This window comes from Vibrio variabilis (assembly GCF_003263785.1).
GTDB classification, from domain to species: domain Bacteria; phylum Pseudomonadota; class Gammaproteobacteria; order Enterobacterales; family Vibrionaceae; genus Vibrio; species Vibrio variabilis.
On the sequence record NZ_JYJK01000047.1, the window covers coordinates 70,683 to 95,349 of the forward strand.

Annotated in this window: 20 protein-coding genes and 7 pseudogenes; 15 read left to right on the plus strand and 12 right to left on the minus strand. The window is 48.4% G+C overall.

Annotated elements, in window-relative coordinates; translation table 11 throughout:
* Positions 1-41: 41 nt before the first annotated feature.
* A pseudogene (coaBC, locus tag TZ48_RS06950) lies at positions 42-1,248 on the minus strand (bifunctional phosphopantothenoylcysteine decarboxylase/phosphopantothenate--cysteine ligase CoaBC).
* A 227-nt stretch (positions 1,249-1,475) separates the two neighbouring features.
* On the opposite strand from coaBC, the gene radC reads away from it, so the two are divergent.
* The 3 genes from radC (at position 1,476) to rpmG (ending at position 2,867) form a co-directional block, all read left to right on the plus strand.
* Positions 1,476-2,150, plus strand: coding sequence for a RadC family protein (gene radC, locus TZ48_RS06955; RefSeq protein WP_112478690.1), 675 nt, complete (start codon positions 1,476-1,478; stop codon positions 2,148-2,150).
* A 299-nt stretch (positions 2,151-2,449) separates the two neighbouring features.
* Positions 2,450-2,686: a 50S ribosomal protein L28 gene (rpmB, locus tag TZ48_RS06960; protein WP_004728407.1), complete on the plus strand. Its 237-nt coding sequence runs from the start codon at positions 2,450-2,452 to the stop codon at positions 2,684-2,686.
* 13 nt (positions 2,687-2,699) lie between these two features.
* Positions 2,700-2,867 (plus strand): 50S ribosomal protein L33, encoded by a 168-nt coding sequence (gene rpmG / locus TZ48_RS06965; protein ID WP_002535344.1) that lies wholly within the window; start codon positions 2,700-2,702, stop codon positions 2,865-2,867.
* Between the two features lie 98 nt (positions 2,868-2,965).
* On the opposite strand, the gene trmL is transcribed toward rpmG, so the two are convergent.
* The 4 genes and pseudogenes from trmL to TZ48_RS06985 form a co-directional block, all read right to left on the minus strand.
* Positions 2,966-3,442 carry a tRNA (uridine(34)/cytosine(34)/5-carboxymethylaminomethyluridine(34)-2'-O)-methyltransferase TrmL gene (gene trmL, locus TZ48_RS06970; RefSeq protein WP_042502212.1) on the minus strand — a complete coding sequence of 159 codons (477 nt, stop codon included), beginning with the start codon at positions 3,440-3,442 and terminating at the stop codon, positions 2,966-2,968.
* Positions 3,443-3,549: 107 nt separating this feature from the next.
* Positions 3,550-4,672: pseudogene (locus TZ48_RS06975) on the minus strand (M14 family metallopeptidase).
* A gap of 83 nt (positions 4,673-4,755) precedes the next feature.
* The gene (gene cpxA / locus TZ48_RS06980) at positions 4,756-6,141 is read right to left on the minus strand and encodes an envelope stress sensor histidine kinase CpxA (protein ID WP_112478691.1); all 1,386 of its coding nucleotides are present in this window, start codon (positions 6,139-6,141) and stop codon (positions 4,756-4,758) included.
* A gap of 2 nt (positions 6,142-6,143) precedes the next feature.
* A complete protein-coding gene (locus tag TZ48_RS06985) occupies positions 6,144-6,827 on the minus strand; it encodes a response regulator (RefSeq protein ID WP_112478692.1) in 684 nt (227 codons plus the stop codon).
* Positions 6,828-6,996: 169 nt separating this feature from the next.
* On the opposite strand from TZ48_RS06985, the gene TZ48_RS06990 reads away from it, so the two are divergent.
* From TZ48_RS06990 to pfkA, 3 genes are all read left to right on the plus strand, one after another.
* Positions 6,997-7,518 carry a CpxP family protein gene (locus TZ48_RS06990; protein ID WP_112478711.1) on the plus strand — a complete coding sequence of 174 codons (522 nt, stop codon included), beginning with the start codon at positions 6,997-6,999 and terminating at the stop codon, positions 7,516-7,518.
* Between the two features lie 157 nt (positions 7,519-7,675).
* Positions 7,676-8,584 carry a CDF family cation-efflux transporter FieF gene (gene fieF / locus TZ48_RS06995; RefSeq protein WP_112478693.1) on the plus strand — a complete coding sequence of 303 codons (909 nt, stop codon included), beginning with the start codon at positions 7,676-7,678 and terminating at the stop codon, positions 8,582-8,584.
* 288 nt (positions 8,585-8,872) lie between these two features.
* Positions 8,873-9,835 carry a 6-phosphofructokinase gene (pfkA, locus tag TZ48_RS07000; RefSeq protein WP_112478694.1) on the plus strand — a complete coding sequence of 321 codons (963 nt, stop codon included), beginning with the start codon at positions 8,873-8,875 and terminating at the stop codon, positions 9,833-9,835.
* A gap of 129 nt (positions 9,836-9,964) precedes the next feature.
* On the opposite strand, the gene tpiA is transcribed toward pfkA, so the two are convergent.
* Positions 9,965-10,738, minus strand: coding sequence for a triose-phosphate isomerase (gene tpiA, locus TZ48_RS07005; RefSeq protein WP_042478835.1), 774 nt, complete (start codon positions 10,736-10,738; stop codon positions 9,965-9,967).
* Between the two features lie 266 nt (positions 10,739-11,004).
* Between tpiA and TZ48_RS07010 the strand changes: the two genes are divergently transcribed.
* Together TZ48_RS07010 and TZ48_RS07015 are read left to right on the plus strand one after the other, a co-directional pair.
* Positions 11,005-11,352: a 5-carboxymethyl-2-hydroxymuconate Delta-isomerase gene (locus TZ48_RS07010; protein ID WP_042502220.1), complete on the plus strand. Its 348-nt coding sequence runs from the start codon at positions 11,005-11,007 to the stop codon at positions 11,350-11,352.
* Between the two features lie 15 nt (positions 11,353-11,367).
* A pseudogene (locus tag TZ48_RS07015) lies at positions 11,368-11,795 on the plus strand (DUF805 domain-containing protein).
* Between the two features lie 82 nt (positions 11,796-11,877).
* On the opposite strand, the gene TZ48_RS07020 reads toward TZ48_RS07015, so the two are convergent.
* The 3 genes from TZ48_RS07020 to glpX all read right to left on the minus strand — a co-directional run bounded on the left by TZ48_RS07020 (position 11,878) and on the right by glpX (position 14,141).
* Complete coding sequence (locus TZ48_RS07020) at positions 11,878-12,207, minus strand: DUF3135 domain-containing protein (protein ID WP_112478695.1); 330 nt, start codon at positions 12,205-12,207, stop codon at positions 11,878-11,880.
* Between the two features lie 126 nt (positions 12,208-12,333).
* Positions 12,334-12,957 carry a helix-turn-helix transcriptional regulator gene (locus tag TZ48_RS07025; protein ID WP_112478696.1) on the minus strand — a complete coding sequence of 208 codons (624 nt, stop codon included), beginning with the start codon at positions 12,955-12,957 and terminating at the stop codon, positions 12,334-12,336.
* 176 nt (positions 12,958-13,133) lie between these two features.
* On the minus strand, positions 13,134-14,141 hold the full coding sequence (glpX, locus tag TZ48_RS07030; RefSeq protein ID WP_112478697.1) for a class II fructose-bisphosphatase: 1,008 nt from the start codon (positions 14,139-14,141) through the stop codon (positions 13,134-13,136).
* A 316-nt stretch (positions 14,142-14,457) separates the two neighbouring features.
* Here glpX and zapB point away from each other — a divergent pair, with 316 nt between their 5' ends.
* The 3 genes and pseudogenes from zapB (at position 14,458) to TZ48_RS07045 (ending at position 16,568) form a co-directional block, all read left to right on the plus strand.
* On the plus strand, positions 14,458-14,700 hold the full coding sequence (zapB, locus tag TZ48_RS07035) for a cell division protein ZapB (protein ID WP_042502227.1): 243 nt from the start codon (positions 14,458-14,460) through the stop codon (positions 14,698-14,700).
* A 155-nt stretch (positions 14,701-14,855) separates the two neighbouring features.
* Positions 14,856-15,499 (plus strand): annotated as a pseudogene (locus TZ48_RS07040) (TetR/AcrR family transcriptional regulator).
* A 101-nt stretch (positions 15,500-15,600) separates the two neighbouring features.
* Positions 15,601-16,568: pseudogene (locus tag TZ48_RS07045) on the plus strand (DHH family phosphoesterase).
* Between the two features lie 20 nt (positions 16,569-16,588).
* Here TZ48_RS07045 and TZ48_RS07050 read toward each other — a convergent pair.
* Positions 16,589-17,737, minus strand: coding sequence for a murein hydrolase activator EnvC family protein (locus tag TZ48_RS07050; RefSeq protein WP_112478698.1), 1,149 nt, complete (start codon positions 17,735-17,737; stop codon positions 16,589-16,591).
* A gap of 226 nt (positions 17,738-17,963) precedes the next feature.
* Positions 17,964-19,495, minus strand: a pseudogene (gene gpmM / locus TZ48_RS07055) (2,3-bisphosphoglycerate-independent phosphoglycerate mutase).
* Between the two features lie 424 nt (positions 19,496-19,919).
* Between gpmM and TZ48_RS07060 the strand changes: the two are divergent.
* From TZ48_RS07060 to cysE, 4 genes are all read left to right on the plus strand, one after another.
* Positions 19,920-20,354, plus strand: coding sequence for a rhodanese-like domain-containing protein (locus tag TZ48_RS07060; RefSeq protein WP_042502229.1), 435 nt, complete (start codon positions 19,920-19,922; stop codon positions 20,352-20,354).
* Between the two features lie 158 nt (positions 20,355-20,512).
* Positions 20,513-20,980 carry a protein-export chaperone SecB gene (secB, locus tag TZ48_RS07065; protein WP_112478699.1) on the plus strand — a complete coding sequence of 156 codons (468 nt, stop codon included), beginning with the start codon at positions 20,513-20,515 and terminating at the stop codon, positions 20,978-20,980.
* 182 nt (positions 20,981-21,162) lie between these two features.
* Entirely contained in the window at positions 21,163-22,185 is a 1,023-nt protein-coding gene (gpsA, locus tag TZ48_RS07070) for an NAD(P)H-dependent glycerol-3-phosphate dehydrogenase (protein ID WP_112478712.1), read from the plus strand.
* Between the two features lie 40 nt (positions 22,186-22,225).
* Entirely contained in the window at positions 22,226-23,047 is an 822-nt protein-coding gene (gene cysE, locus TZ48_RS07075) for a serine O-acetyltransferase (RefSeq protein WP_112478700.1), read from the plus strand.
* Positions 23,048-23,100: 53 nt separating this feature from the next.
* Here the strand turns inward: cysE and TZ48_RS07080 are convergent.
* Positions 23,101-24,446: pseudogene (locus TZ48_RS07080) on the minus strand (MATE family efflux transporter).
* Positions 24,447-24,667: the final 221 nt, after the last annotated feature.

The following is a 24,667-nucleotide window of genomic DNA, read 5'->3' on the forward strand; positions in this document are numbered from 1 at the left end:
GCCTTTAACTGCCTAGCGTTAGCGAGCTATGCCTCAGAGAGCTATGCGTTGATGAGCTTAGCACTGATGCACTCGAGAATAGCGCGGCCTAACTCGATTTTCTTTGCGCTACCAAGCGCTTGCTGTCCGCCTTGCCAGTACACGGTAATCGCATTTGAATCACTGTTAAAGCCTTGACCCGCAACAGAGACATCATTTGCACAAATCATGTCCAGATTCTTACGAGAAAGCTTATCCAATGCGTAAGTTTCCACATCTTGGGTTTCTGCCGCAAAGCCAACGGTAAATGGACGAGACGTGCTGAGTGAGGCGACATCGGCGATAATGTCTGGGTTTTTCACCATCGCTATCTGCATATCATTGTTGTCTGCGGTCTTTTTGATTTTTTGCGTCGCGACATCGACAGGGCGGTAATCGGCGACCGCCGCACAGCTATAAAGATATCGTGAGAGACTGCAGCGTCTAGAGATGCCTGGTGCATCTCTGGCGCGCTGGTCACATCGACACGCTTAACGCCAACTGGCGTAGTAAGCGCAACGGGACCTGCAATCAGAGTGACATTAGCGCCCATTTGACTGGCCGCTTCGGCAAGTGCGAACCCCATTTTTCCAGAGCTGTGGTTGGAGATATAGCGCACAGGGTCAATCGCTTCACGCGTTGGACCTGCGGTAATCACCACCGATTTTCCTACCAAGGCTTAGGACCAAAGAACTGCTCACAGCGCTCAACCAACTGCATTGGCTCGAGCATGCGGCCAGGACCGACATCACCACAAGCCTGCTCACCTGCGGCTGGTCCCCAAATCATCATGCCACGACGGGAAAGCGTTGCGATGTTCTCTTGGGTGGCGATATTGCGATACATCTGTTGATTCATCGCCGGTGACACCGCAATAGGGGCGTCTGTGGCGAGCACTAACGTGGTCAGTAAATCGTTGCCCATTCCGGCCGCCATGCGACCGATGAGATCGGCAGTCGCAGGTGCAAGCAGAACCAAGTCTGCCCATTTAGCCAGTTCAATGTGCCCCATTGAGGCTTCAGCGGCAGGGTCAAGCAAGCTATCAGATACCGGTCTTCCCGAAACGGCTTGCATCGTCAGTGGGGTGATAAATTCTTTTGCCGCTTTCGTCATCACGACTTGAACCTCGGCACCACGTTCGATTAGGCGTCTGGTTAGCTCGGCACATTTATAGGCGGCGATGCCACCGCTAATACCAAGCAGTATTTTCTTACCCGCTAAAGTTTGCATAGCTTGCTCCTTACAATTTTCTGCGGCTAAGATAGCAAAAGCCATGCTCCGCCGCTACTGTCGTACCGCTGGCACAAGATTTTCCCACCTTTGCAAGGAGTCCTCACTAACAAACTGAACAGTTACATAAAGTCCCTTCTAGGCTCGCAGCCTATCACCTGCTTACTGCAACTTTTGATGTTATGCGTCATAACTTCCCTAATGTTGATTTTCCCCTCTATATAGCTATGACATTACATCAGCTCCCCAAAGACTCCATGCCGCGAGAAAAATTACTTAGCCGTGGCAGTCACGCGCTTTCCGATGCTGAGTTACTGGCGATATTTTTACGAACCGGGATAAAAGGGAAGAATGTGATTCAGCTTGCTGATGATCTGCTGGCTGAGTTTGGTTCACTACGCGCTCTGTTTTCCGCTACCAATGACGAGTTTTGTCGGCATAAAGGACTTGGTGTCGCTAAGTATGTGCAGCTTCAAGCGGTACTGGAAATGAGCCAGCGCTATTTATCAGAGACCCTGCAGCGTGGTGATAGCTTAAATAGCCCTGAGCACACCAAGCACTATTTGATGTCGATACTGCGCGATCGTCAGCGCGAAGCCTTCTATATATTGTTTTTAGATAACCAAAATCGGGTGATTGCTGATGAGGTGATGTTTGAAGGCACCATAGACGCGGCTTCTGTATACCCAAGAGAAGTGGTTAAGCGCGCGTTAGAGCATAACTCCGCGGCGCTAATACTGGCGCATAACCATCCATCGGGGATTGCTGAGCCGAGTCAGGCCGACAGAAGGATCACCAGAAGATTGAGTGATGCACTTGGACTGGTCGATATTCGTGTGCTTGACCATTTTGTGATTGGCGATGGGGAAGTGGTCTCGTTTGTCGAAAGAGGCTGGATTTAGCCCTTTAAACAGGAGAAAGCGTTTTTTATTGTAATAACTGTGATACAGAGCTTTTGTTTTGGTGATTTTCTGCTATGATTCGCGCACTAAATTATCAACCAACATCAGCTCAAAGTGAAAAAGATCAGCAAATCCTTAAAAAAGGATCTGTTCGGGTCTTGAGCAATGCATGTCAAGTTAGTATAATGCGCGACCTTTGATAGCCTTGTATGGGTATTCCATAATGGTTATGGCCTCTTATAATTGAGGTTCGGCCACCAAGGTTGATATCGAGCTGAAACGATTTGGAGAAGACATTCATGTCCCGAGTATGCCAAGTAACTGGTAAGCGTCCTGTAACGGGTAACAACCGTTCACACGCACGAAATGCTACCAAGCGTCGTTTTCTGCCGAACCTACAAACTCATCGTTTCTGGGTAGAAAGCGAAAAACGCTTTGTTAAACTACGTCTAACCGCTAAGGGTATGCGTATTATTGATAAGAAAGGCATCGATGCTGTTCTTGTTGATATTCGCGCTCGTGGCGAGAACGTATAAGAGGAATTAAGCAATGGCTAAAGGCATTCGTGAGAAAATTCGTCTAGTATCTTCTGCAGGTACTGGTCACTTCTACACAACTGACAAGAACAAGCGTAACATGCCAGGCAAATTTGAGATCAAAAAGTTTGATCCAGTTGTTCGCCAACACGTTATGTACAAAGAAGCTAAAATCAAATAATTGATAAGTTTCTGCTTGTAAGTATTGAAAACCCAGCTTCGGCTGGGTTTTTTATTGCCTGACATTCAGGCTCGGGTCACGCTCTCGTTAAAAAGGGCTTAAACCGCCCCTTCAAAACCAAACTGTCGCCACGCCTCATAGGCAATAATCGCCACTGCATTGGATAGGTTTAGACTGCGCGCATCTGGCATCATAGGTATGCGAATGCGTTGCTCCATTGGCAGGCTTTCAATCACTTCTGCAGGTAAGCCACGAGTTTCTGGACCAAACAACAACACATCACCTTGCTGGTACTTCGCATCGGTATGGTGGCCGGTGGTTTTTGTGGTGCAAGCAAACAAGCGATAGTTCGGGTTGTTTTCTTCTAAGTAAGCAAGAAACGCCGCGTAGTCTTTGTGGCGTTTTACGCGCGCAAGATCGTGATAGTCGAGACCTGCACGGCGTACTTTCTTCTCTTCTAAATCAAAACCAAGCGGTTCAATAAGGTGTAGGTTTGCACCGCAGTTGGCACAAAGACGGATGATGTTTCCGGTGTTTGGAGCAATTTCTGGCTCGTAGAGGGCGATATCAAACATAGTGGCTGTCGACTCATACTAAACAATGCGATGAGTATACCTGAAGTAGACAGTAAAGCGACGGGGAGAGGAATACAGCGCACGCGAGGGCGCACGCTGTCATGATTTTAAAGCTTATCCGTCACAGCCAGCGTCGCTGCCACCATGTCATGACCAAACTTAATACTGCGCTCAGGCGACCAACCATACAAAGGATCTGGATAGTTGTTGTTGTCCTTAAACGGCATCTCGATGGTGTATGACAAGCAGTTGAACTGCTCAGCAACCCAGTTTGAACCGACGGTTAGATTTGCCTTACCCGGCTCGTCTTTATCGTAGCCATAGTCGTCTTGGAACTCAGGAGTAATGGTGAGTAGCGCTTGTTTGAACGCATTCTCAAGACCGGCGTGTCTCTCATCATAAGAAGGAATGCCTTCAGAGCCAGCAGCAAAGTTGTATGGGATCGCTTCATCACCATGAATGTCCAAGAACATGTCGACGCCCGTCTGAAGCATCTTCTCACGTACTAGGAATACCTCAGGCTTTTTTCCATAGAAGGTGTTTGCCACTCACGGTTTAGGTTGACACCCACCGCGTTAGTGCGCAGGTGACCGCGGTTTGCGCCATCTGGGTTCATGTTTGGTACTACGTAGAGCACGGCTTTTTCTAGCAGCGCTTGCGCAGTGGTGTCGGTTTCATCGACAAGGCGCTGGATCAGGCCTTCCATAAACCATTCTGCCATGGTCTCGCCTGGGTGCTGACGAGCAATCACCCAAATGTTCTTTTTACCTTCTTCTGGCTCGCCAAAAGTGAGCAGTGACATATCGTTGTTGTCTAACGTATGACCCAGGGTTTCAAGGGTGCAGTGGTGCTCGGTTTGCGCCATGTGCAAAAGATCGAGGTGGCGGTCATAAGAGTACGGTGCAAAGTAAGCGAAATACATGGAGCCGCGCTCAGGTAGCACGTTGAAGCTCAGTGTGTCGCCATCGAACTCAGATGGAATACGGAACCATTCTTCGCGGTCGTAAGACGCGACCACATCATAACCTTTCCAGCCTTCAGGGTAGCTGACTTAGCCAAATCAAGGATCTTGATGGTGTGGGATTGTTCAGCCTGAGTTTCTAGGCGGAAATGAAACCACTGATAAAACTTAGACTGATGGTCATTTTGTATCTTTAGCTGGATATCGTCTTTATTCTCAATGCTGACAACCTCAATGTTGCCACTTTCGAAATTGCTGAAGATCTTCATCTGCTTGATTCTCTTATTGTGTTGAGCATGAGCCGGAAGGCTACCACAAAGAGTGTAGAATCAATATCGCTTCGTTGCCTGATTTATAGTGGCAGCTCTACGTGCATTTTTAGACCGCCTAATTCACTACGTGATGCCATGATTTGGCCGCGATGTTGAAGAATCGCGCTTTGCGTAATTGCCAACCCTAAGCCAGTACCACCTGAGTCGCGATCGCGAGCGGTAGAAACCCGGTAAAACGGCCTAAAGATATCTTCAAGTTCATCATCAGGTACTCCGGGGCCATCGTCTTCAACAATAATGTGCAGCATGTCATCGTGCTGATACAACGCAATATTGATCTCGGACTCACCATAGCGGATCGCATTACGCACGATATTTTCAATCGCACTCATGAGCAGCTTAGGATTACCAGCGATAGAGAGCTCCGGAATCGTTGAGAAGTGCAAAGTTTTGCCTACTTGCTCGGCTTCAAACTGAGCATCACTGAAGATCTCCTCCCAAAGGCTGCTTGCTGGCTGACTTTCGCGGGTAACATGACTGCCGGTGTTCATCCGAGACAGCTCCAAAAGCTCGGCAATCATTTGCTCAAGACGCTGGGCTTCCGTGTCTATGCGGGTCAGTTCTGCGCTCTCACCTTGCTTACGGGTCGCGAGACCTGTCGCCATGCGGAGCCTTGTGAGAGGTGAACGCAGCTCGTGGGAGATGTCTGACAGTAGCCTTTGCTGACCGGAAATCATTTGATTCACAGCCAGTACCATTTGGTTAAAACTTTGTCCTGCTTGCTTAAACTCTGTCGTGCCAGTTTCTAGAGTCGGATCTGGATTGAACTCTCCCTTGGCAACACGCTTGGCGGCGCGCTCAAGACGGCGAGCAGGTTGGCTCAGTGCCCATGCCAGCCAAAGCAGAAGCGGCGTGCTGACGGCCATCACCACTAACAAAAGTTGGAATGGTTTATCAAACATTCTGAGTAAAAACGGCGGAGGTTGATTCCAGCGCATACCGATATAAAGGTCATACTCTTGCTTGGCTAAGTTAATCGGTACAGGGCCAACCAGCATGTAACGGCCGTAGAGTTTTTGCATTGGCTTGTCGAACGTATCAACCGAGGTAATGAAGTTTTTCAGCATACGCTCTTTAAAGTCGACATGCTTCTGAGTACTTAAGATGTTGCCGGCTTTATCGACAATGAAGAAGCTTGGTCCTTTTGTCTTGCGGTCTTTATTGTGCATACGCTCGGACTTATCCAGTTGATAGACAATACGACCAATACTTGGTTCGTTGGCAAACTGACGTTCAATTCTGTCACGAGATGCTTTTATCTGACCAAGCCCCTCGGTGGAGACTTCTCTCGCCACGCGAGGATCGAGGTGGGGCAGTGCCAGTACCGCAATCAGTACCAGCAACATGGTAAACCAAAAGATCGCAAAAATTCGGCCGTAGAGGCTGCTGATTTTTGGCAGTTTCATGCTTACTCCTTCACCAGTAAGTAGCCACGACCGCGCAAGGTTTTAATCCTTGGCTTACCATCGCTCTTTTCTGGCAGCTTTTTACGTAAGTTAGAGACGTGCATATCCACCGCTCGGTCGAATGCTGACAGTCGCTTGCCGAGTACTTCAAGACTCAGCGCTTCTTTGGTTAGCGTTTCCCCTGGGTGCTGGACGAAATAGTGCAGCAGCGCAAATTCGGTGGTGGTCAGGTCGAGTGCCTGGCTTTGGCACGTGGCTTCTTGTTTGGCTGGGAATACCTGAATGTCATCAAAACGTATGCCATCGGATGAGCTCGATTCTGATTTGTTACTGGTGCGCCTTAATATGGCCTTGATGCGTGCGAGCAGCTCTCGGTCGCTAAATGGCTTAGGTAGATAGTCATCGGCGCCAAGTTCAAGACCAATGACACGGTCTATCTCCTCACCCTTTGCCGTCAGCATCAATACTGGAGTATCCCAATTTTCGCGTAGCTTCTTAAGCGTATCCATACCATTGAGGCGCGGCATCATCACATCCATCAATACTAAATCAATGGTCTCGCTCATTGCCTCTAAGCCAGCAAAACCATCGTTGGCCTCTGAAACCTCAAAGCCCTCATAGCTTAAGATGTCTTTGAGAAGGCTAGTTAGCTCGGTGTCGTCATCGATAAGAAGAATGTGTGCCATGATCTACCTCGGTCTTGTTGTGCCCTGTAATAATAAAGCGTTCGTGGCTCAAAAAAGCGATCTTTACGATTCTTTACGCTCACTGTACGTTGCTTTACGCCTCAGCTTCTATTCTATACTCAAGCGCTGCAGAGGCAGCCATGGCATGAATCACATAAGGGTAAAGATTATGAAATTTTCAAAGAAATGGGTTATCGCTGCAACGGTTCTTCCACTCGCACTAGGTTCTGCCAGTGCACTCGCTTACGGCGGTGGTAAAGGTGGTCATCACGGTAAAGGTGGCGAAGGCATGTGTGGCGGTTTTGACGGCAAACGCATGTTCCGCGAATTAGACCTAACTGATGCACAAAAAGAGCAGATGAAGCAGCTACGTGAATCGAACAAAGCGCAGATGAAACAGAAGTTTGATGGCGATTTCACGGCTAAGAAAGCAGAAATGCAAGCACACCAGCAGCAAATGCAAGATCTCGTATTAGCCGACACGTTTGATGCAGATGCGGCGAACGCATTGGCAACGCAAATGGTTGAGAAGCAAGCGGAGCGCCGCGTGAAGATGCTTGAGAAGCAACATGAAATGATGAGCATTTTAACACCAGAGCAGAAAGCGAAGTTTAAAGAGCTGTCTCAAGAGCGTATGGAAAAATGTTGGTCGAAAATGGAGAAGCGTGCAGAAAAACGCGCTTCTGAGTAATCGGCATATCTAGCGAGTCTAGAGTGAGCCTCGCTTTTAAGACAACGCAAGCGAATGTTAAGCGACCATTTTTGGTCGCTTTTTCTATTTTTGTCATCATTTATCGGTATACTTGCTTTGTGTTTAGAAATATCTTCAAGGAACAACCACACAGCGCATGAAGGACAATTACGCGAAACTGGTGACCACGGCTGCATGGGCAGCGACCACGGTAGCCACCATCCTGTTAATAGCGAAAGTGATCACTTGGTGGGTCACCGGCTCGGTAAGCTTACTGGCTTCTTTGATCGATTCATTGCTCGATATCGCCGCCTCATTGATCAACTTGATTGTGGTTCGATACTCACTTCAGCCTGCTGATAAAGAGCATACTTTTGGTCATGGTAAGGCCGAATCGCTGGCCGCACTGGCACAATCGATGTTCATCACGGGCTCTGCTTGTTTTCTCATTCTTAACGGTATCGATCGTTTCTTCCGGCCGCATGATCTCCAATCGCCTGAGTTGGGTATTTATGTCAGTCTATTCGCCTTAATCGTGACGTCGGGCTTGGTTGCGTTTCAAAAATATGTGGTTCGTAAAACCGGTAGCCAAGCGATTGCGGCCGATTCACTGCATTATCAAACCGACCTATATATGAACGTGGCGATCATGGTCGCTCTTGGACTGAGCTGGTATGGCGTTGGGCAAGCAGACTCGGTGTTTGCGATTGGCATTGGTGTGTTTATCTTAGTCAGCGCGATAAAAATGGCCTATGAATCGGTACAGTCGCTGCTGGATCGTCAATTACCGGAAGAAGAGCTCGTTGTTATTCGTCAGGTGTGTATTGACGTGGAAGGGGTGATTGGTGTGCATCAGCTAAGAACGCGCATGTCAGGCCCGGTTCGTTTCATTCAGTTACACTTAGAGTTAGATGACCATCTGCCTCTTATAGAGGCGCACCGTATTGCTGACAGAGCAGAAGAAGAGGTCATTAAAGCGTTTCCAGGCGCGGATGTGATCATTCACCAAGACCCATATTCTGTGGTGCTTCACGAAGAAGCAGAGCAAAAGCAGCAAGACTTTTAGCAGGCTGGGCGTAGATGGTGACACGTTGTGGGAGGAGGTTTTGCCGTAATGGCAATGTTAAATTCCATTGTCTATTATCAATGCGCGTGATAAAAAAGTGCGATTCTGATGTGAATCAACGTACGAGCCAGTATAAACTGTAATACTCTTACATAAGTAATAAAGTTACGTCAGTGGTGTTTTGGGGAACACGCTGAGTCCAGTGTAACGATAACAAGATTTCCGTATGTCGCCTTCGAGGGTGCCATACTTACAATTTAAAATTAGATTGCCAAATCGAGGGTGAGCATGATTAAGAAAATTGGTGTTTTGACAAGTGGTGGTGACGCACCGGGTATGAATGCTGCAGTACGCGGCGTGGTACGTACTGCTCTGTCAGAGGGTTTGGAAGTGTACGGCGTATACGACGGCTATCTTGGTCTATACGAAGACCGCATCAAGCCTCTTGACCGTTCAAGCGTTTCTGATGTGATCAACCGTGGTGGTACCTTCCTAGGCTCTGCGCGATTCCCAGAATTTAAAGAAGTGGAAGTTCGTGAGAAAGCCATTGAGAACCTGAAAAAGCACGGCATCGACGCTCTGGTTGTTGTTGGTGGTGACGGCTCTTACATGGGCGCGAAGAAGCTAACTGAAATGGGCTACCCATGTATCGGTCTTCCAGGCACTATCGATAACGATATTGCAGGCACGGATTACACCATCGGTTACCTAACGGCACTCAACACTGTTATCGATGCGATTGACCGTCTACGTGACACGTCATCTTCTCACCAACGTATCTCTATCGTTGAGATCATGGGCCGTCACTGTGGTGACCTAACCCTAATGTCAGCCATTGCAGGCGGCTGTGAGTACATTATTACTCCAGAGACAGGTCTGAACAAAGACCAGCTAATCAGCAACATCCAAGATGGTATTGCGAAAGGTAAGAAGCACGCGATCATCGCGCTGACTGAGCTAATGATGGATGCGAACGAGCTAGCGAAAGAGATTGAAGAAGCAACTGGCCGTGAAACTCGCGCGACAGTGCTTGGTCACATCCAGCGTGGTGGTCGTCCAACAGCGTTCGACCGAGTTCTAGCATCTCGCATGGGTAACTACGCGGTTCACCTACTACTAGAAGGTCACGGCGGCCGTTGTGTGGGTATCCAGAAAGAGCAACTGGTTCACCATGACATCATCGATGCTATCGAGAACATGAAGCGTCCAGTTCGCACTGACCTATTCAAAGTAGCGGAAGAGCTGTTCTAATTCAGCCTTCTCTCGAGAATAGAAAAACCGCTGCCTTGGCAGCGGTTTTTGTTTGCCCGCAGTAAAGTGGCAGACACGCAGACATAAAAAAGCCGGCTCAATGGAGCCGGCTCTTGGTAATCGGTTCGATTACTTAGCTTTTGCTGCTGCCGCTGCTTTAGCGATGGCTGCGAAGCTCTTAGCGTCTAGAGATGCACCACCAACTAGAGCACCGTCGATGTCTGGTTGTGAGAAGTAAGCTTCTGCGTTCTCTGGCTTAACAGAACCACCGTATTGGATGATTACTTGCTCAGCGACTGCAGCGTCTTTCTCTGCGATTAGAGCACGGATAGAAGCGTGGATACGCTGTGCGTCTTCTGCAGTTGCAGCTTTACCAGTACCGATAGCCCAGATTGGCTCGTATGCGATGATAGCGTCGTTTAGCGCTTCAACACCGTAAGCGTCGATGACTGCGTTGATTTGACGTGCACATACTGCTTCAGTTTCGCCAGCTTCGTTTTGAGCTTCAGATTCACCGATACAGAAAACTGGCTTCAGGCCGTTCTCTTTTAGGAATGCGAATTTCTTAGCGATGAACTCGTCTGATTCGTTGTGGTATTCACGACGCTCAGAGTGACCGATGATGATGTGAGTTGCACCAAAATCTTTCAGCATTTCTGGAGACATGTCGCCAGTGAAAGCACCGCTGTTGTTTAGGTCAGTGTTTTGTGCACCAAGGATGATCTTGTTGCCGCCTTCTGCGATAACACGCTCAGCTAGGTCGATGTAAAGTGCTGGTGGAGCTACCGCCACGTCTACACCAGTTACGCCTTCAAGTTCAGCGTTTAGACCAGTTAGCAGCTCAGTTACCATAGCTTTGCTGCCGTTGAGTTTCCAGTTACCCATAACTACAGGTTGACGCATGAGATTTTCTCCAAAATCAGTGTTTGTAATAAACGAATGTAAAAAATAAACGTGATTACGAAAGAATATAACAGATTAATTCACGTAGATCATGATTGGGGTCATTTCTTTATCGCTTTGGTATCTTATCCTAACAATTGCCCCGTTTAGAGAGCTCTGAATGGCGTGCCCAAGTGATCCAGTAAACAGAATAATAGAATACTTCTCGGCATTTTACTCGCGGCTTGCTATACCTTGTCGCTATTGGCCAAAAAAAGGGAAGTCGTATGCCGAATCTGGTTTTAGAATATTCGAATACAGCCGACGAAAGGTTGAATGTACAGGGGCTACTGGAAGATCTGCACCGTGTAACACTCAACTGTGGGTTGTTTGATGCTGACTCGGTGAAGTCTCGTTCACTGCGCAGCCACAACTGGTTGATCGGCGAGTACGGGGATAGCGAAGATTTTGTGCACATCAGTTTTGAGCTATTGTCTGGACGAACGGATGAGCAAAAGCGCGAGTTGTCGCGTAAGCTGATGGAAGTACTTAGAGAGCAGGCGAGCCATATTAAGAGTTTGACGGTGAATATCCGCGATATGGACAAAGCCTGCTTTCAAAAGGTTACTAATTAATATGAGAGTGATTTGATGTCGTTAAAGTCGTTACTGTTTTCTTTTCATGGCCGTATTGGTCGTAAGACGTTCTGGATGTGGAATGTCTGTTATTACTTAGCCATCATGGTATGTGCTCAGGGGTTGAACTATCTATTCCCAAACGTGGTGCACTTTTTATTGCCGGTACTCTTGGTGGTACTGCTTATCCCTGACTTGGCGATCACGGCTAAGCGTTGGCACGACCGTAATAAATCCAGCTGGTGGCTGCTATTAAATGTACCGCTCGTATTTGGACGCATGAGTTTGCCGACACTGGATCCGGCGACAGCTGCTCAGCTTCATTGGTTCAAAGTGTGATTTCATTGGCTGCGTTAGCCTGTGGCGCTTGGATCTTGGTGGAGTGTGGTTTCTTGAAAGGCACTGACGGTCAAAACCAATATGGTGATGAGCCTCAGCAATAAGCGGCTCAAAATGGCAAAAGGGAAGCGTTGGTTTCCCTTTTTTTATGCCTGTTGTCTTTGTGCTAAAGGTTGTACTACTCGGTCAGCGCCACTCTTGCCCACGATCAAAAGGAACGATGTCTGCACTGCATTGAGGTGTTTGCGTGTCTCCTTGCAGCGCATCGGCAAATTTGACGATTTGTTTGTGTAGCTCTTCTCTCAACAGCACATTGGCATGTATCGGGTTTTTGGCGCGTTGAAGTACCCGTTCAATGTGAGACTGTTGGGCGTGCAGTCTTGGCTGCATATCACTGGAGCAACCAGCAATGAACTGCTCACACAACTGATGTCGAAGCTGGCTAAGCTGTTCTGGGTTGTCTTTGGCCATTGCTGCCAGCTCTTCAAATGAAGGGAGTGAAATCGACTCTGCCATGTCTGCATTCCTCTGCTAACTAACGGTACTGCCTAACCCGATCCTGAGTTGGGGTGTATAGTTAGCCTAGGAGCTAATGACAGAAGACAAAATAAAAAGCCTTCAAAGTCTCAGTAGTGAGACGGCTTATTCGTCTTTTGGTTGGAAGGTGTAGACGCAGCGTCTTTCACCTTGGACGATGTGCTCATCGCGTTCAACGGAGACGTTTTCCCCAACAAGCTTTTGAAATACATTGAGTTCTGATTGGCACAGTGCTTCGCAACGCGTCGCAGCGATGCAAATGGGGCAATGATTTTCTATTAGGACATACCCATCCCCATTCGCTTCACACTCTGCCATGTAGCCATCTTTTTCTCTTAGTTCAGCCAGCTTGCGAACCTTGCTGTGTAAATCTGTCAGCGTTTCAAAGTGTTGTCGATAGGTATTAAGTGTGTTTTGCTCGCGCTCTTTGGCGACTTTATCTAATCCTTCGGAGCCGAACACAGTCTCAATCGCATCGATAAATTGAAGCGTTAGATCGCTGTGGCGATCAGAGAAACGGGCATGCCCTTTAGCGGTCAGTGACCAATGTCTATTTGGGCGGCCGACCTTGACTTTGACATCCTCAAACTTCAAAAAACCATCTTCTTCAAGGCTTTGTAGGTGCTGCCTAGCCCCCATAGTGGTAATGCCTAAACGCTCAGCAATGTGTTTTGCAGTGACAGCGCCTTCGCGTTTTATGATGTCTACGATGTGGTCGGTGGCTTTCATCAGTGAATCCGTTCGTTTGTTCAGCCTTAGGTAAAGATAGTCGGGGTATTATGGCGGATAAGGTTAATAAAGCAAATGATTTACAATCTTGAGATGAGCATTCCAGCAGTATCGACTCTCATAGATATAAAAAAAGCGCTGATAACCATCAGCGCCTTTGACGAAGCTTTATTGACTTATAGGATGATGTCGCGGATTTCTGGATCTTTACGCTCTAAATAGTGCGTAGACTTGATGCGACGAATCGTGCGGCAGCGTCCACGGATCAGCAAGGTTTCCGTCGTTGCGATGTTGCCTTGACGAGTGATGCCTTCAAGCAGGTCACCTTTGGTAATGCCGGTCGCTGAGAAAACGACGTTGTCGCTACGAGCCATATCTTCCATACGCAGCACGACGTTTGCTTCAACACCCATTTCAGCACAGCGTGCGAGTTCATCTTGGCCTGCAGTGCGGTTTTCTTCTGTATCGCCTTTAACAACGTGGCGTGGCAGTAGTCGGCCATTCATGTCACCATCAAGTGCGCGGATAACCGCAGCAGAGACTACACCTTCTGGCGCGCCGCCAATACAGTACATCACATCCACTTCGCTATCTGGCATACACGTTAGGATAGAAGCGGCAACATCACCATCTGGCACAGCGAAAACGCGAACACCCATCGCTTGCATCTCTGCAATGACGGCGTCGTGGCGTGGCTTAGCAAGCGTTGTCACTACCAGCGTATCTAGGGTTTTACCTAGCGCAGCTGCGATGTTTTTCAGGTTTTCAGTCAGTGGCTTATTAAGGTCAATCACGCCCTTCGCGCCAGGCCCTACCACAAGTTTTTCCATGTACATGTCTGGCGCTTTCAAGAAGCTGCCTTTTTCACCAGCGGCAAGCACTGCAAGGGCATTTGACTGACCCATCGCCGTCATGCGAGTCCCTTCGATAGGATCAACTGCGATGTCGACGGCATCACCACCAATACCTACTTGCTCACCGATGTACAGCATAGGTGCGTCATCGATTTCACCTTCACCAATAACGATTTCACCTTCGATGTCGGTCTTGTTCAGTAGGCTGCGCATGACCTCCACCGCTGCACCATCGGCAGCATTTTTGTCGCCTCGGCCTAGCCACTTATAGCCTGCTAGGGCGGCACCTTCGGTAACTCGTGAAAAAGCCATTGCTAAATCGCGCTTCATACTGACTCCAATCTAATGAAAATTGACAAATGATTTACGGCGCGAATTCTAGCATATCAAAAGGGAAACGTTTGCCTTTTTCTCTGTTCGGACGCGATCTTGTCGCTAAAATCTTGAATGATTGAGCATAGTGAGAAACAAAACTCTGCTATGTTGCACTTGCTAGGTAAAGCTTGGGTGAGTTTGCGGCGCTTTTTTGACCGAATAGTGAAAAATCTGCAATATAGAGCGTGTCTATCTTCTCTAGGCTGAGTAGAATGGGGCACTATAGGATGAAGCATTTTCATTTCACAGGATCAAACAAGGGTAGGCCGAGATGTCTTTTGAAGTACTGGAACAACTAGAAGCAAAAATTCAAACTGCAGTGGACACAATCGCTCTTCTTCAGATGGAAGTTGAGGAATTGAAAGAAGAGAAAGCACAACTTGCATCGCAAGCTGAAGAACTACGCAGCAGCCGTGAAGAACTTGAGCAAAAGTCTGAGCAGATGCAACGTGAGCACAGCCAATGGCAAGAGCGCATTCGCAACCTACTAGGTAAAATGGACGAAGTAGAGTAATTACCTACTTAGCCAATATGAATAATCGAAAAGCACTCAAATTGAGTGCTTTTTTTGTGTCCGTTGGTCTAACCAGTGCATCTCACAATCTATTAACTTTTCGTGTACTAGTTCAAGACGTATACTAAGTCTAACTAGGGAAAGGAAAAGTTAGAATGAAAACACGTGACAAAATCGTCTACGCCGCCCTCGACTTGTTCAATTCAGATGGCGAGCGCAACGTGACAACCAACCATATTGCGGCGCACATTGAGATCAGCCAGGCAATCTCTACTATCATTTCCGAAACAAACAAGAGATCGTTCGTGAGATTTTTGCCCTCTATTCGCAAGAGCTTATTGAGCGCTTCACTCCGGTACAAGGTCAGCAAGAGAGCTTAGCGTTACTAAAGCACTACCTAGATTCCATTTTTACGCTGATGTGGAAGTACCGTTTCTTCTACGCTAATTTGCCGGAAATTCTCCAGCGCGATCCCAAATTGCACGAAGAGTACATTGAAGTACAAGAGCGCCTGCAAGGTAATCTGATTAATATCTTACGTGCTTTTGTTGAGTTGGAGTTACTGACGCTCAATGAGAAAGAGCTGAAGTCGTTAGTGACCACTCTGCACATGATGGCGGTCGGTTGGCTAAGCTATCAGTCGGCGATGTCACCACGTACCAAGATCACCGAAGAAGTGATTCAACAAGGCATGCTGCAGATGATCCATGTGGTGAAACCACTAGCGACCTCAAGAGGTAAAGAGCAGCTGACGCTTCTTGAAGATGGCGTGCGCATCATGGGCTCGACCACGAGTTGATCTCGCTAACGGCATGATATATAGCCAATTCGTATTGTTACAAACCCTACTTTATTAGTAGGGTTTGTGGTTTCAGGGACGACGAAAGGATGAGTGTGACTGTGCATTATGACGTATTTAATGGCGACGCCGATGGCATACTAGCCCTACTGCAATTGCGTTTAGCGCAGCCCAAAACATCGATACTCATCTCCGGTATTAAGCGTGATATCGCTTTACTTCAGCGTGTGCCCGTTGGGCAAGCAAGATCAGTGACGGTGCTGGATATCTCCATGGATAAGAACCAAGCCGCGCTTGATGAGCTTTTGGATCATCATGTCCCTATTACCTATATCGATCACCACAAAGCCTCTGCGATTCCGGATAGCCCTCATCTTGATGCTCATATCGATCTTGATGCTAACACTTGTACTGCGCTGATTGTTGATAAGCAGCTGCAAGGGCAGTTCAGGCTCTGGGCAATCGCGGCCGCCTATGGTGACAATATGCTGGCGAGCGCTGAGCGCTTGGCCTCTGATTTAGGACTGAGCCGTGAGCAGCGCGAAGCGCTTAAAGAGCTGGGCACCTTAGTCAATTACAACGGCTATGGTGAGAGCTTAGAAGATTTACATTTTGACCCAGTTGACCTGTATCAGAAGCTTTTGGCCTACCATGATCCTTTTGATTGTCTCCGCGATCCAAGCTCGCCTTATCACTTCCTGAAAACTGCGTTCGAGCAGGATGAAAAAGCATTGAGCGCGGCGCAGACTCGTCATGAATCCGCGCACCTTAAAGTGGTATTGCTTCCTGACAGCGCTGCGGCGAGGCGCATGTCGGGGACTTGGATCAATCGACTGGCGAATGAATCACCGAATCAAGCGCATATCTCTTTGGTGCCTAGAACGGATGCGAGTGGTGAGCTAGCTATACCGTCTCGGTTAGAGCGCCAGTAAACAATAAACAAGGGGCAGGGGAGATCTGCAGTCAGTTTGCGACTGGTGGCGGGCGCGAAGCGGCGGGTGGGATTAATGGCCTGCCAGAGAGCGAGCTAGCAAGGCTCATTGAAGTGACAGAAGCGCGCTACTCATGATAATGAGTAGCGGCATGCGATTAGCGTTTTAGCCAGCTCTTTGGGTTTTGTACTTTACTGTTGCGGCGGATCTCGAAGTAGAGAGACGAGGTGTCTTGACCTCCAGTATCTCCAGCCAGGGCAATGGTTTCGCCGGCCGCGACTTTATCGCCTTCTTTTTTCAGTAGCGTTTGGTTATAGCCGTAGAGGGTCATGTCGCCTTTACCATGGTCAAGCAACACGACTAGCCCGTAGCCACGCAGATAATCAGCAAACACCACAGTGCCCGAATAAACGGATTTCACCGATGTGCCATAGTTGGCCGCAATGACCATTCCCTTCCAGTTGACTTGCCCCGTTTGCTTGGTGCCAAAGTTGTGCAGCACTTTGCCTTTAACCGGCCACGGCAAACGTCCTTTCTGACGACCAAGGCCATCCATCGGAACTTGATTACGCTTCGCCGCTTTGGCGATTTCCGCTTTGAGGCGAGTTTCGTTGCGCTGCAGTTCGGCGAGATAGTTCTTATCGCTGGAAATGCTTCGGCGGATCTTCGAAACCGTGCTTTGTCGACTGCTGCGGTTTTTCGCCAGCGCATCGCGCTTCGCTTTCTGCTGCTCAAGTAACTGGGCAATCTGATTGCGCTCAAGTTCTAGGGCTCGTTCGCTTTCTGCTAGCTTTAGCTCAGTGTCAGCCAACTCTTCTAAGGTTTGCGCACGCGCTTTAGCAAGGTATTGATAGTACTGACTAATGCGGTCTTGATCTGGATCGGTACTCAGCACGCCAGAGGCAGAGTTATTTTGCTTGGTGACGTAATAAGTTTGTACCAACTGAGCGAGGATTTCTTGCTGCTGCTTTTTCTGCTTGGTCAGCGCTTCTACTTGCTTGTGGAAACCATCGAGATTTTTGTTGGCTTGAGTGAGCGCTTGCGTTGTGGCTTTTATCTCTTTCTCGACATTAGAAATGCCTATTTCCTGCTCACGAAGCGACTTTTGCAGGTTATCGAGCTCTTTTTGCTGCGCAGAGAGCGACTTTTGCTGTCGGCTAATTTCACTTTTAACGCCACTGAGTTCATTTTGGTTGGCAAAACTATGCGCGCTTGGCAGTGCCAGCCCTAAACACACCACCAGTGTCGACAAACGGGGCAGTACTGATGTATGAGAGGTAAAAAGCCTAAATTTGTTTGGTTTCATCCTAATTCCACTAAACGCAGCGACAGAGTTTGCTCAATATTCTGGGACATAGTAACCATAACCGATTGATAGTTCACTACGACAGACCAAAATGTGTGCCTTCAAAGCGATGTTGTCATTATATCCATATATGGCAGTTTTCAGGCAAAAAAGCGCAAAATAAAACGGCACAAACAAAAACGCCGATGCAAAGGCATCGGCGTTTCAATCATCTCAGTAAGAGTGATTACTTAACGAGAACTTCACCAGACATTTCTGCTGGGATTTCCATGTCAGTCATGGCAAGCATTGTTGGCGCAAGGTCAGACAGTTTACCGCCTTCTTTGAACTCAACCGCTTTGTCACCAACGTAGATCAGAGGTACTGGTAGGTTAGTGTGAGCAGTGTGCGTACCGCCAGTCACAGGGTCTACCATCATCTCTGCGTTACCGTGGTCAGCCGTGATCAGCATTTGACCGCCAACTTCTTTGATAGCGTCTACGACTTGGCCAACGCTTGCATCTAGAGCTTCGATAGCTTGCTCAGCGGCTTCGTAAACACCTGTGTGACCAACCATGTCTGCGTTTGGATAGTTACAGATGATAGTGTCGTACTTACCAGACTTGATAGCGGCAACCATCTTCTCAGTGAGCTCTTCAGAGCTCATTTCTGGCTGTAGGTCGTAAGTCGCCACTTTTGGAGAAGCAACGAGCTGACGCTCTTCGCCGTCAAATTCGTTCTCAACACCACCGTTGAAGAAGAACGTCACGTGTGCGTATTTCTCTGTTTCAGAGATACGTAGCTGAGTTTTACCTGCTTTCGATAGCCACTCACCGTACGTGTTCTCAAGAGACGCTGGTGGGAAAGCGATAGATAGCGGGATGTCAGCTGCGTATTGCGTTAGCATTACGAAGTTGATTGCTGGGAATACTGCGCGCTCAAAGCCATCAAACTCAGGTACGAACGTACGAGTGATTTGACGTGCACGGTCAGCTCGGTAGTTCATGAAGATAACTGCGTCGCCATCTTGGATCGCTGCGTCTTCTTGACCTTCTGCTTTGATAGCCGTTGCTTTAACGAACTCATCGTTCTCTTCACGAGCGTAAGCGGCTTCAAGACCGGCTACTGCATTGTCGTAAGTGAACTCAGCTTTGCCTTGAGTCAGCAGGTCGTAAGCAACCTGTACGCGATCCCAGTTGTTATCACGATCCATTGCGTAGTAACGACCGATTAGAGAGCTACGCGGCCTTTACCAAGCTCAGCAAATAGCTCGTCGAAACGCTTTAGTGAACCTTCAGCGCTACGAGGCGGTGTATCACGGCCGTCTAGGAAGCAGTGTAGGTAGATTTTCTCAGCGCCACGCTCTGCTGCCATTTTCACAGCTGCGTAGATGTGGTCTTCGTGAGAGTGAACACCACCTGGAGACATAAGACCCATTAGGTGAACCGCTTTACCTGCAGCCACTGCTTTGTCGATAGCAGCAACAAGCGCTTCGTTCTGAGAGAACTCACCGTCAGCGATGGATTTAGTGATGCGAGTTAGGTCTTGGTATACCACACGACCTGCGCCGATGTTGGTGTGACCTACTTCTGAGTTACCCATTTGACCGTCTGGTAGACCCACGTCCATACCAGAAGCCGAAATAAGAGTGCGTGGGTTGTTTGCCCACAAGCCATCCATTACTGGAGTTTTTGCGTTGTTGATTGCGTTGCTTGCGTTGTCTTCACGGTAACCCCAACCGTCAAGAATCACTAGAGCCATTGGCTTCTTAGCTGACATAGTTATAACCTCGTCAAATCGATAGTAACTTTACAGAAAACAAATTAGCGTAATTTTACTACACTTTTTACCCATAACTGTAGTGGCAGATCAAATAATGTTTGTGATTACCGTTGCTGGGTTACAGTTTTATCTAGCTGATTCGTCTGTTTGTTCTCTGCGTGAGGTAATCATAGACGCTATTTTCGTCAGGTACCTCGGCTTTATCTCTATTATTACGTCGAGTTTGGTCGCTTTGACTAATCGGTTTTTTCTATCTTTGTGATAGCGTTCTCTGTGATAGCGTTGAGCATCTTGGCGTGAAACCAAGCGAGGAGAAGGATCCCAATTCTCTGCTCGAAACATTTTCCCCTCTCGCCACGGCGAGGCTAAGCCGCTATACTCCTCGACTGATTTAATGTTCAACTATCTAAGAGCACAAGTGATGCAAGAGTATTTAGAATTTTTCCAACAGAACATGATCATGGCGCTAGTGTGGGTTGCACTATTTGTTGCTCTGATCGCTAACATCTTTAAATCAGCGAATGCCGCATACAAAGAAGTGTCTGCAGCACAAGTGACTCACATGATGAACCGCGAGAACGGCATTGTGGTGGACATTCGTTCAAAAGACGAATTCAAGCGTGGTCATATTACTGACGCACTTCACGTTTTACCATCTGATATCAAAGCGGGTTCTTTCGGTAGCCTTGAAAACCACAAATCAGACCCAATCATTGTGGTATGTAAGACTGGTCAAACGGCGCAAGAGAGCGCGAACTTGCTTGCAAAAGCAGGGTTTGAAAAAGTTTACTTGCTGAAAAATGGTCTAGTGGCTTGGAGCGAAGCAAACCTTCCACTGATTAAAGGCAAAAAATAAAACAGAATTTTGAGTAATTTCGCGGCAGTTATGACCAAGGGATGTGATAAATGCCACGGGAATTCAAGGCTCGCCTAGTCATCAAACATCGGCTCGGCTAGTCTGCAACAAAACTCATTAACGTTTTGACAAATTTAGACGTATTTAAGGAAATCATCATGGCTGAAGCAGCTCCACAAGAAGCACAACAAAACTTCGCAATCCAACGCATCTTTCTAAAAGACGTATCCTTTGAGGCGCCAAACTCGCCAGATATGTTCCAGAAAGATTGGAACCCAGATGTTAAGCTAGATCTTGACACTCAAAGCCGTGAGCTAGGTCAAGGCGTATACGAAGTAGTTCTTCGCCTGACAGTGACTGTGAAAAACGCAGAAGAAACGGCGTTCCTATGTGAAGTACAACAAGGTGGTATCTTCACTGCAGAGCAAATGGAAGCAGGTCAACTTGCACACTGCCTAGGTGCATTCTGCCCGAACATTCTATTCCCGTACGCTCGTGAAACTATCTCAAGCCTAACGATGAAAGGTACGTTCCCACAACTGAACCTAGCGCCAGTTAACTTTGACGCACTGTTCATGAACTACCTACAGCAGCAAGCTCAGCAAGAAGGTCAAGCGGAAGCTTAATCTCGCTTGCAGAGTAACTCTGCGAGAAAGAGTGGATGTTTTGAAAATGCACAGCGCATCGCGATGTGCATTTTTTATTGGCATACAGTAACTTATACCCAAGTCGTCTTGAGTGGCTACACTTTGAGGGTTACTTGGGTATAACAACGAAACGCAATCATACCGACAAATTGGGTGGTGTTATGAATAACGCATATGGAAAAGAAATCGCAATGACTGTATTGGGCGCTGGCTCTTACGGCACCTCTTTGGCGATTTCGCTTGCGAGAAACGGCGCGAATGTGGTGATTTGGGGACACGAACCAGAGCACATGGCGAAGCTAGAAGCGGATCGTGCTAACCACGAATTCCTACCGGGCATTGAGTTTCCGGAGTCTCTGATTGTTGAATCCGATCTCAACAAAGCGGTACAAGCGAGCCGTGATTTGCTGGTTGTGGTACCAAGCCACGTATTTGGTATCGTTTTGAACAGTGTCAAACCACACTTGCGAGATGACAGTCGTATTTGCTGGGCAACCAAGGGCCTAGAGCCTGAAACCGGTCGTCTACTTAAAGATGTCGCCCACGACATCATTGGTGAAGAATACCCGTTAGCAGTATTGTCCGGTCCAACGTTTGCTAAAGAGCTGGCGGCTGGTCTGCCAACGGCGATCGCCGTTGCCTCTCCAGATGCGCAGTTTGTGGCGGATCTACAAGAGAAGATCCACTGCAGCAAAACCTTCCGCGTGTATGCCAACGATGACTTTACTGGCATGCAGCTTGGTGGTGCGGTGAAGAATGTTATCGCCATTGGCGCTGGTATGTCTGATGGCATCGGCTTTGGTGCCAATGCCCGTACGGCTCTGATCACTCGTGGCCTTGCGGAAATGACCCGTCTTGGCGCTGCACTAGGTGCGAAGCAAGATACCTTTATGGGTATGGCAGGGCTGGGTGATTTGGTACTGACCTGTACTGATAACCAATCGCGTAACCGCCGTTTTGGTCTGGCTTTGGGGCAAGGCAAGGATGTGGACACCGCACAGGCAGACATTGGTCAGGTAGTAGAAGGCTATCGCAACACCAAAGAGGTGTGGCTACTGTCGCAGCGCATGGGTGTGGAGATGCCAATTGTTGACCAAATCTATCAAGTATTGTATCAAGGGAAAGATGCGCGTTTAGCCGCGCAAGACCTCCTTGCAAGGGACAAGAAAGCCGAGCAGCAATAATCGCTCGACGGATAACTGACTATCCATCGTAGGATCGAAAATGAAACACTGTGAAAAACAAAATGTCTGGGAGTGCATTGTCAGAGAAGCCCGAGAGCAGGCCGAGCAAGAGCCGATGCTGGCGAGTTTCTATCATGCCACCATTATTAACCACGAAAGCTTTGGTGCAGCGCTAAGCTACATCCTTGCCAATAAGCTTAAGACGGCCTCTATGCCGGCTATGGCAGTGCGCGAAGTGGTGGAACAAGCGTTTAACGCTGACCCTACCATCACCGATGCGGCGGCGTGTGACATTTGTGCCACGGTGAATCGAGATCCTGCGGTCTCTATGTACTCGATGCCACTACTGTACTTAAAGGGCTATCACGCTCTACAAGGATATCGTGTTGCCAACTGGCTGTGGTCTCAAGGCCGTAATGCTCTGGCAACGTACCTTCAAAACCAAATCTCGGTCGCGTGTCAGGTGGACATCCACCCGGCGGCTCGTATCGGTAAAGGCATCATGCTCGACCATGCGACAGGCATCGTCATTGGTGAAACGGCCGTGGTGGAGAACGATGTTTCTATCCTACAGAACGTAACACTTGGCGGTACCGGTAAAGAGTGCGGCGACCGACATCCGAAGATCCGCGAAGGCGTTATGATTGGTGCTGGTGCTAAGATCCTCGGTAATATCGAAGTGGGTAAAGGCGCTAAGATTGGTTCTTGTTCTGTAGTGCTTCAGCCAGTGCCTCCGCATACTACGGCAGCGGGCGTTCCGGCGAAGATCGTCGGCAAGCCGAAAACGGATATGCCATCGCTGGATATGGATCAGCAGTTTAACGGCAAGTCACAGACCTTTATGGGCGGTGATGGTATCTAACTGATAGCCGACGCAGAATGCTAGAAAGCCAAGGCAATGCCTTGGCTTTTTGTCTATTTGGCCAATGAAGGCAGATGTTTTCGCCTCACCGACAGTGCATACAAGTAGGCAAGCACGCCACCAGTGACATTCCCTAAAGCCACACCAATAAACATCCCCTCGACACCATACAGCATGCTACCCAGAGCGGCGGCTGGAAGCGTAAACACAAACAGCCTCATGGCACTCCACATGAACGCTTTGTTGGGTTCATGCAGCGCGTTCATTCCACTGCCAAGCATCATGATGATGCCCTGAAAGCCGTAGCTAAATGGCACCACGAGCAGGTAATGCCAAAGGATATCTCGCACCGTTTGTTCTTGAGAAAATAGCGCAGAGATTGGAATGCTGAGCGGCACCATCATCACAAAGACCAGCAATTGAAACAGCAGCGAAAAACGCATACTGAGGAATAGCCCCGCGAAGCTGCGCTGTGGCTGCTTGGCACCAAAGTTTTGCGACATAAATGGCGTTAAGGCTGAGCTGAGTGATATCAGCACTAAGATAAGAATCGACTCAACACGCTGCGCCGCCCCATAGGCAGCCACGGCCGCTGTGCCATGAACAGAAAGCATCTTCATTAAGATTGCCCTGAGATTGGCGACATCGCTGTCGACAAACCAGAAGGCATGCCAATACGTAGGATCGCAATCCAATCTTGCCAAAGCTGCGAAGGTTTGAGTTGGCCGAGTAGCTTTTCTCGCTTGGTGAGTACATACAGCGAACCAGTCAGGGCTCCTAGCCAAGCGATACCACTCGCAATTGCAGCACCTTGAATGCCAAGCTCAGGAAACGGACCGATACCAAAAATCAGCAGTGGGTCGAGCAGGCCATTAATAAAGCCTGACAGCATCATGATCTTAGCCGGTGTTTTGGTATCGCCAGTGGCGCGAATGGCGCTGTTGCCCGCCATAGGGATCACCAACAGTGGCACAGTGAAGTACCAGATCACCATGTACTCTCGGATCAGCGGGATAATGTCATCGCTGGCACCCAATAGCTTGAATAGTGGCTCAATGGTGTAAAGACCTAAGGTGGAAGCCAACATGACCAAAACCACGGCCAGCAACAAGCCATGGGTGGAGAAACGCGCCGCATGTTGGGTATTGCCCTGACCAAGCAAGCGTCCGATATTGGTGGACAGCCCCATACCAATCCCCATGGTGATGCAGTTAACACCAAAGGTCACAGGGAAAGTGAAGCTAATAGCCGCGAGGGCTTGGGTTCCAAGCAGCGAGATAAAGAAGGTATCGACAAGGTTGAATGCCAGTATCGCCACCATGCCAAAGACCATAGGCACGGTCATATTTCGAAGCACAGTGGATATCGGCGCGGACAGCAGGCCGTGTTTGTCTTGCATGGCATTCTAAGCTTGGTAAACAGGTGGCTAGAATACAGTAATTAACCCGTTGGTGCGACAACCGACGCGCGCCGGCTCAGGTTTCGCAACCCAATCTTAAATTTCGTTATTTTTGTCACAATTTTTTGGCATCCTCCCCTTGGGATCGCCAAAAACGCCCCCAACATATTCAACACAAGGCCTTGAAGGCAACCTAATAAGCTAAATGGAAAATAATCAGG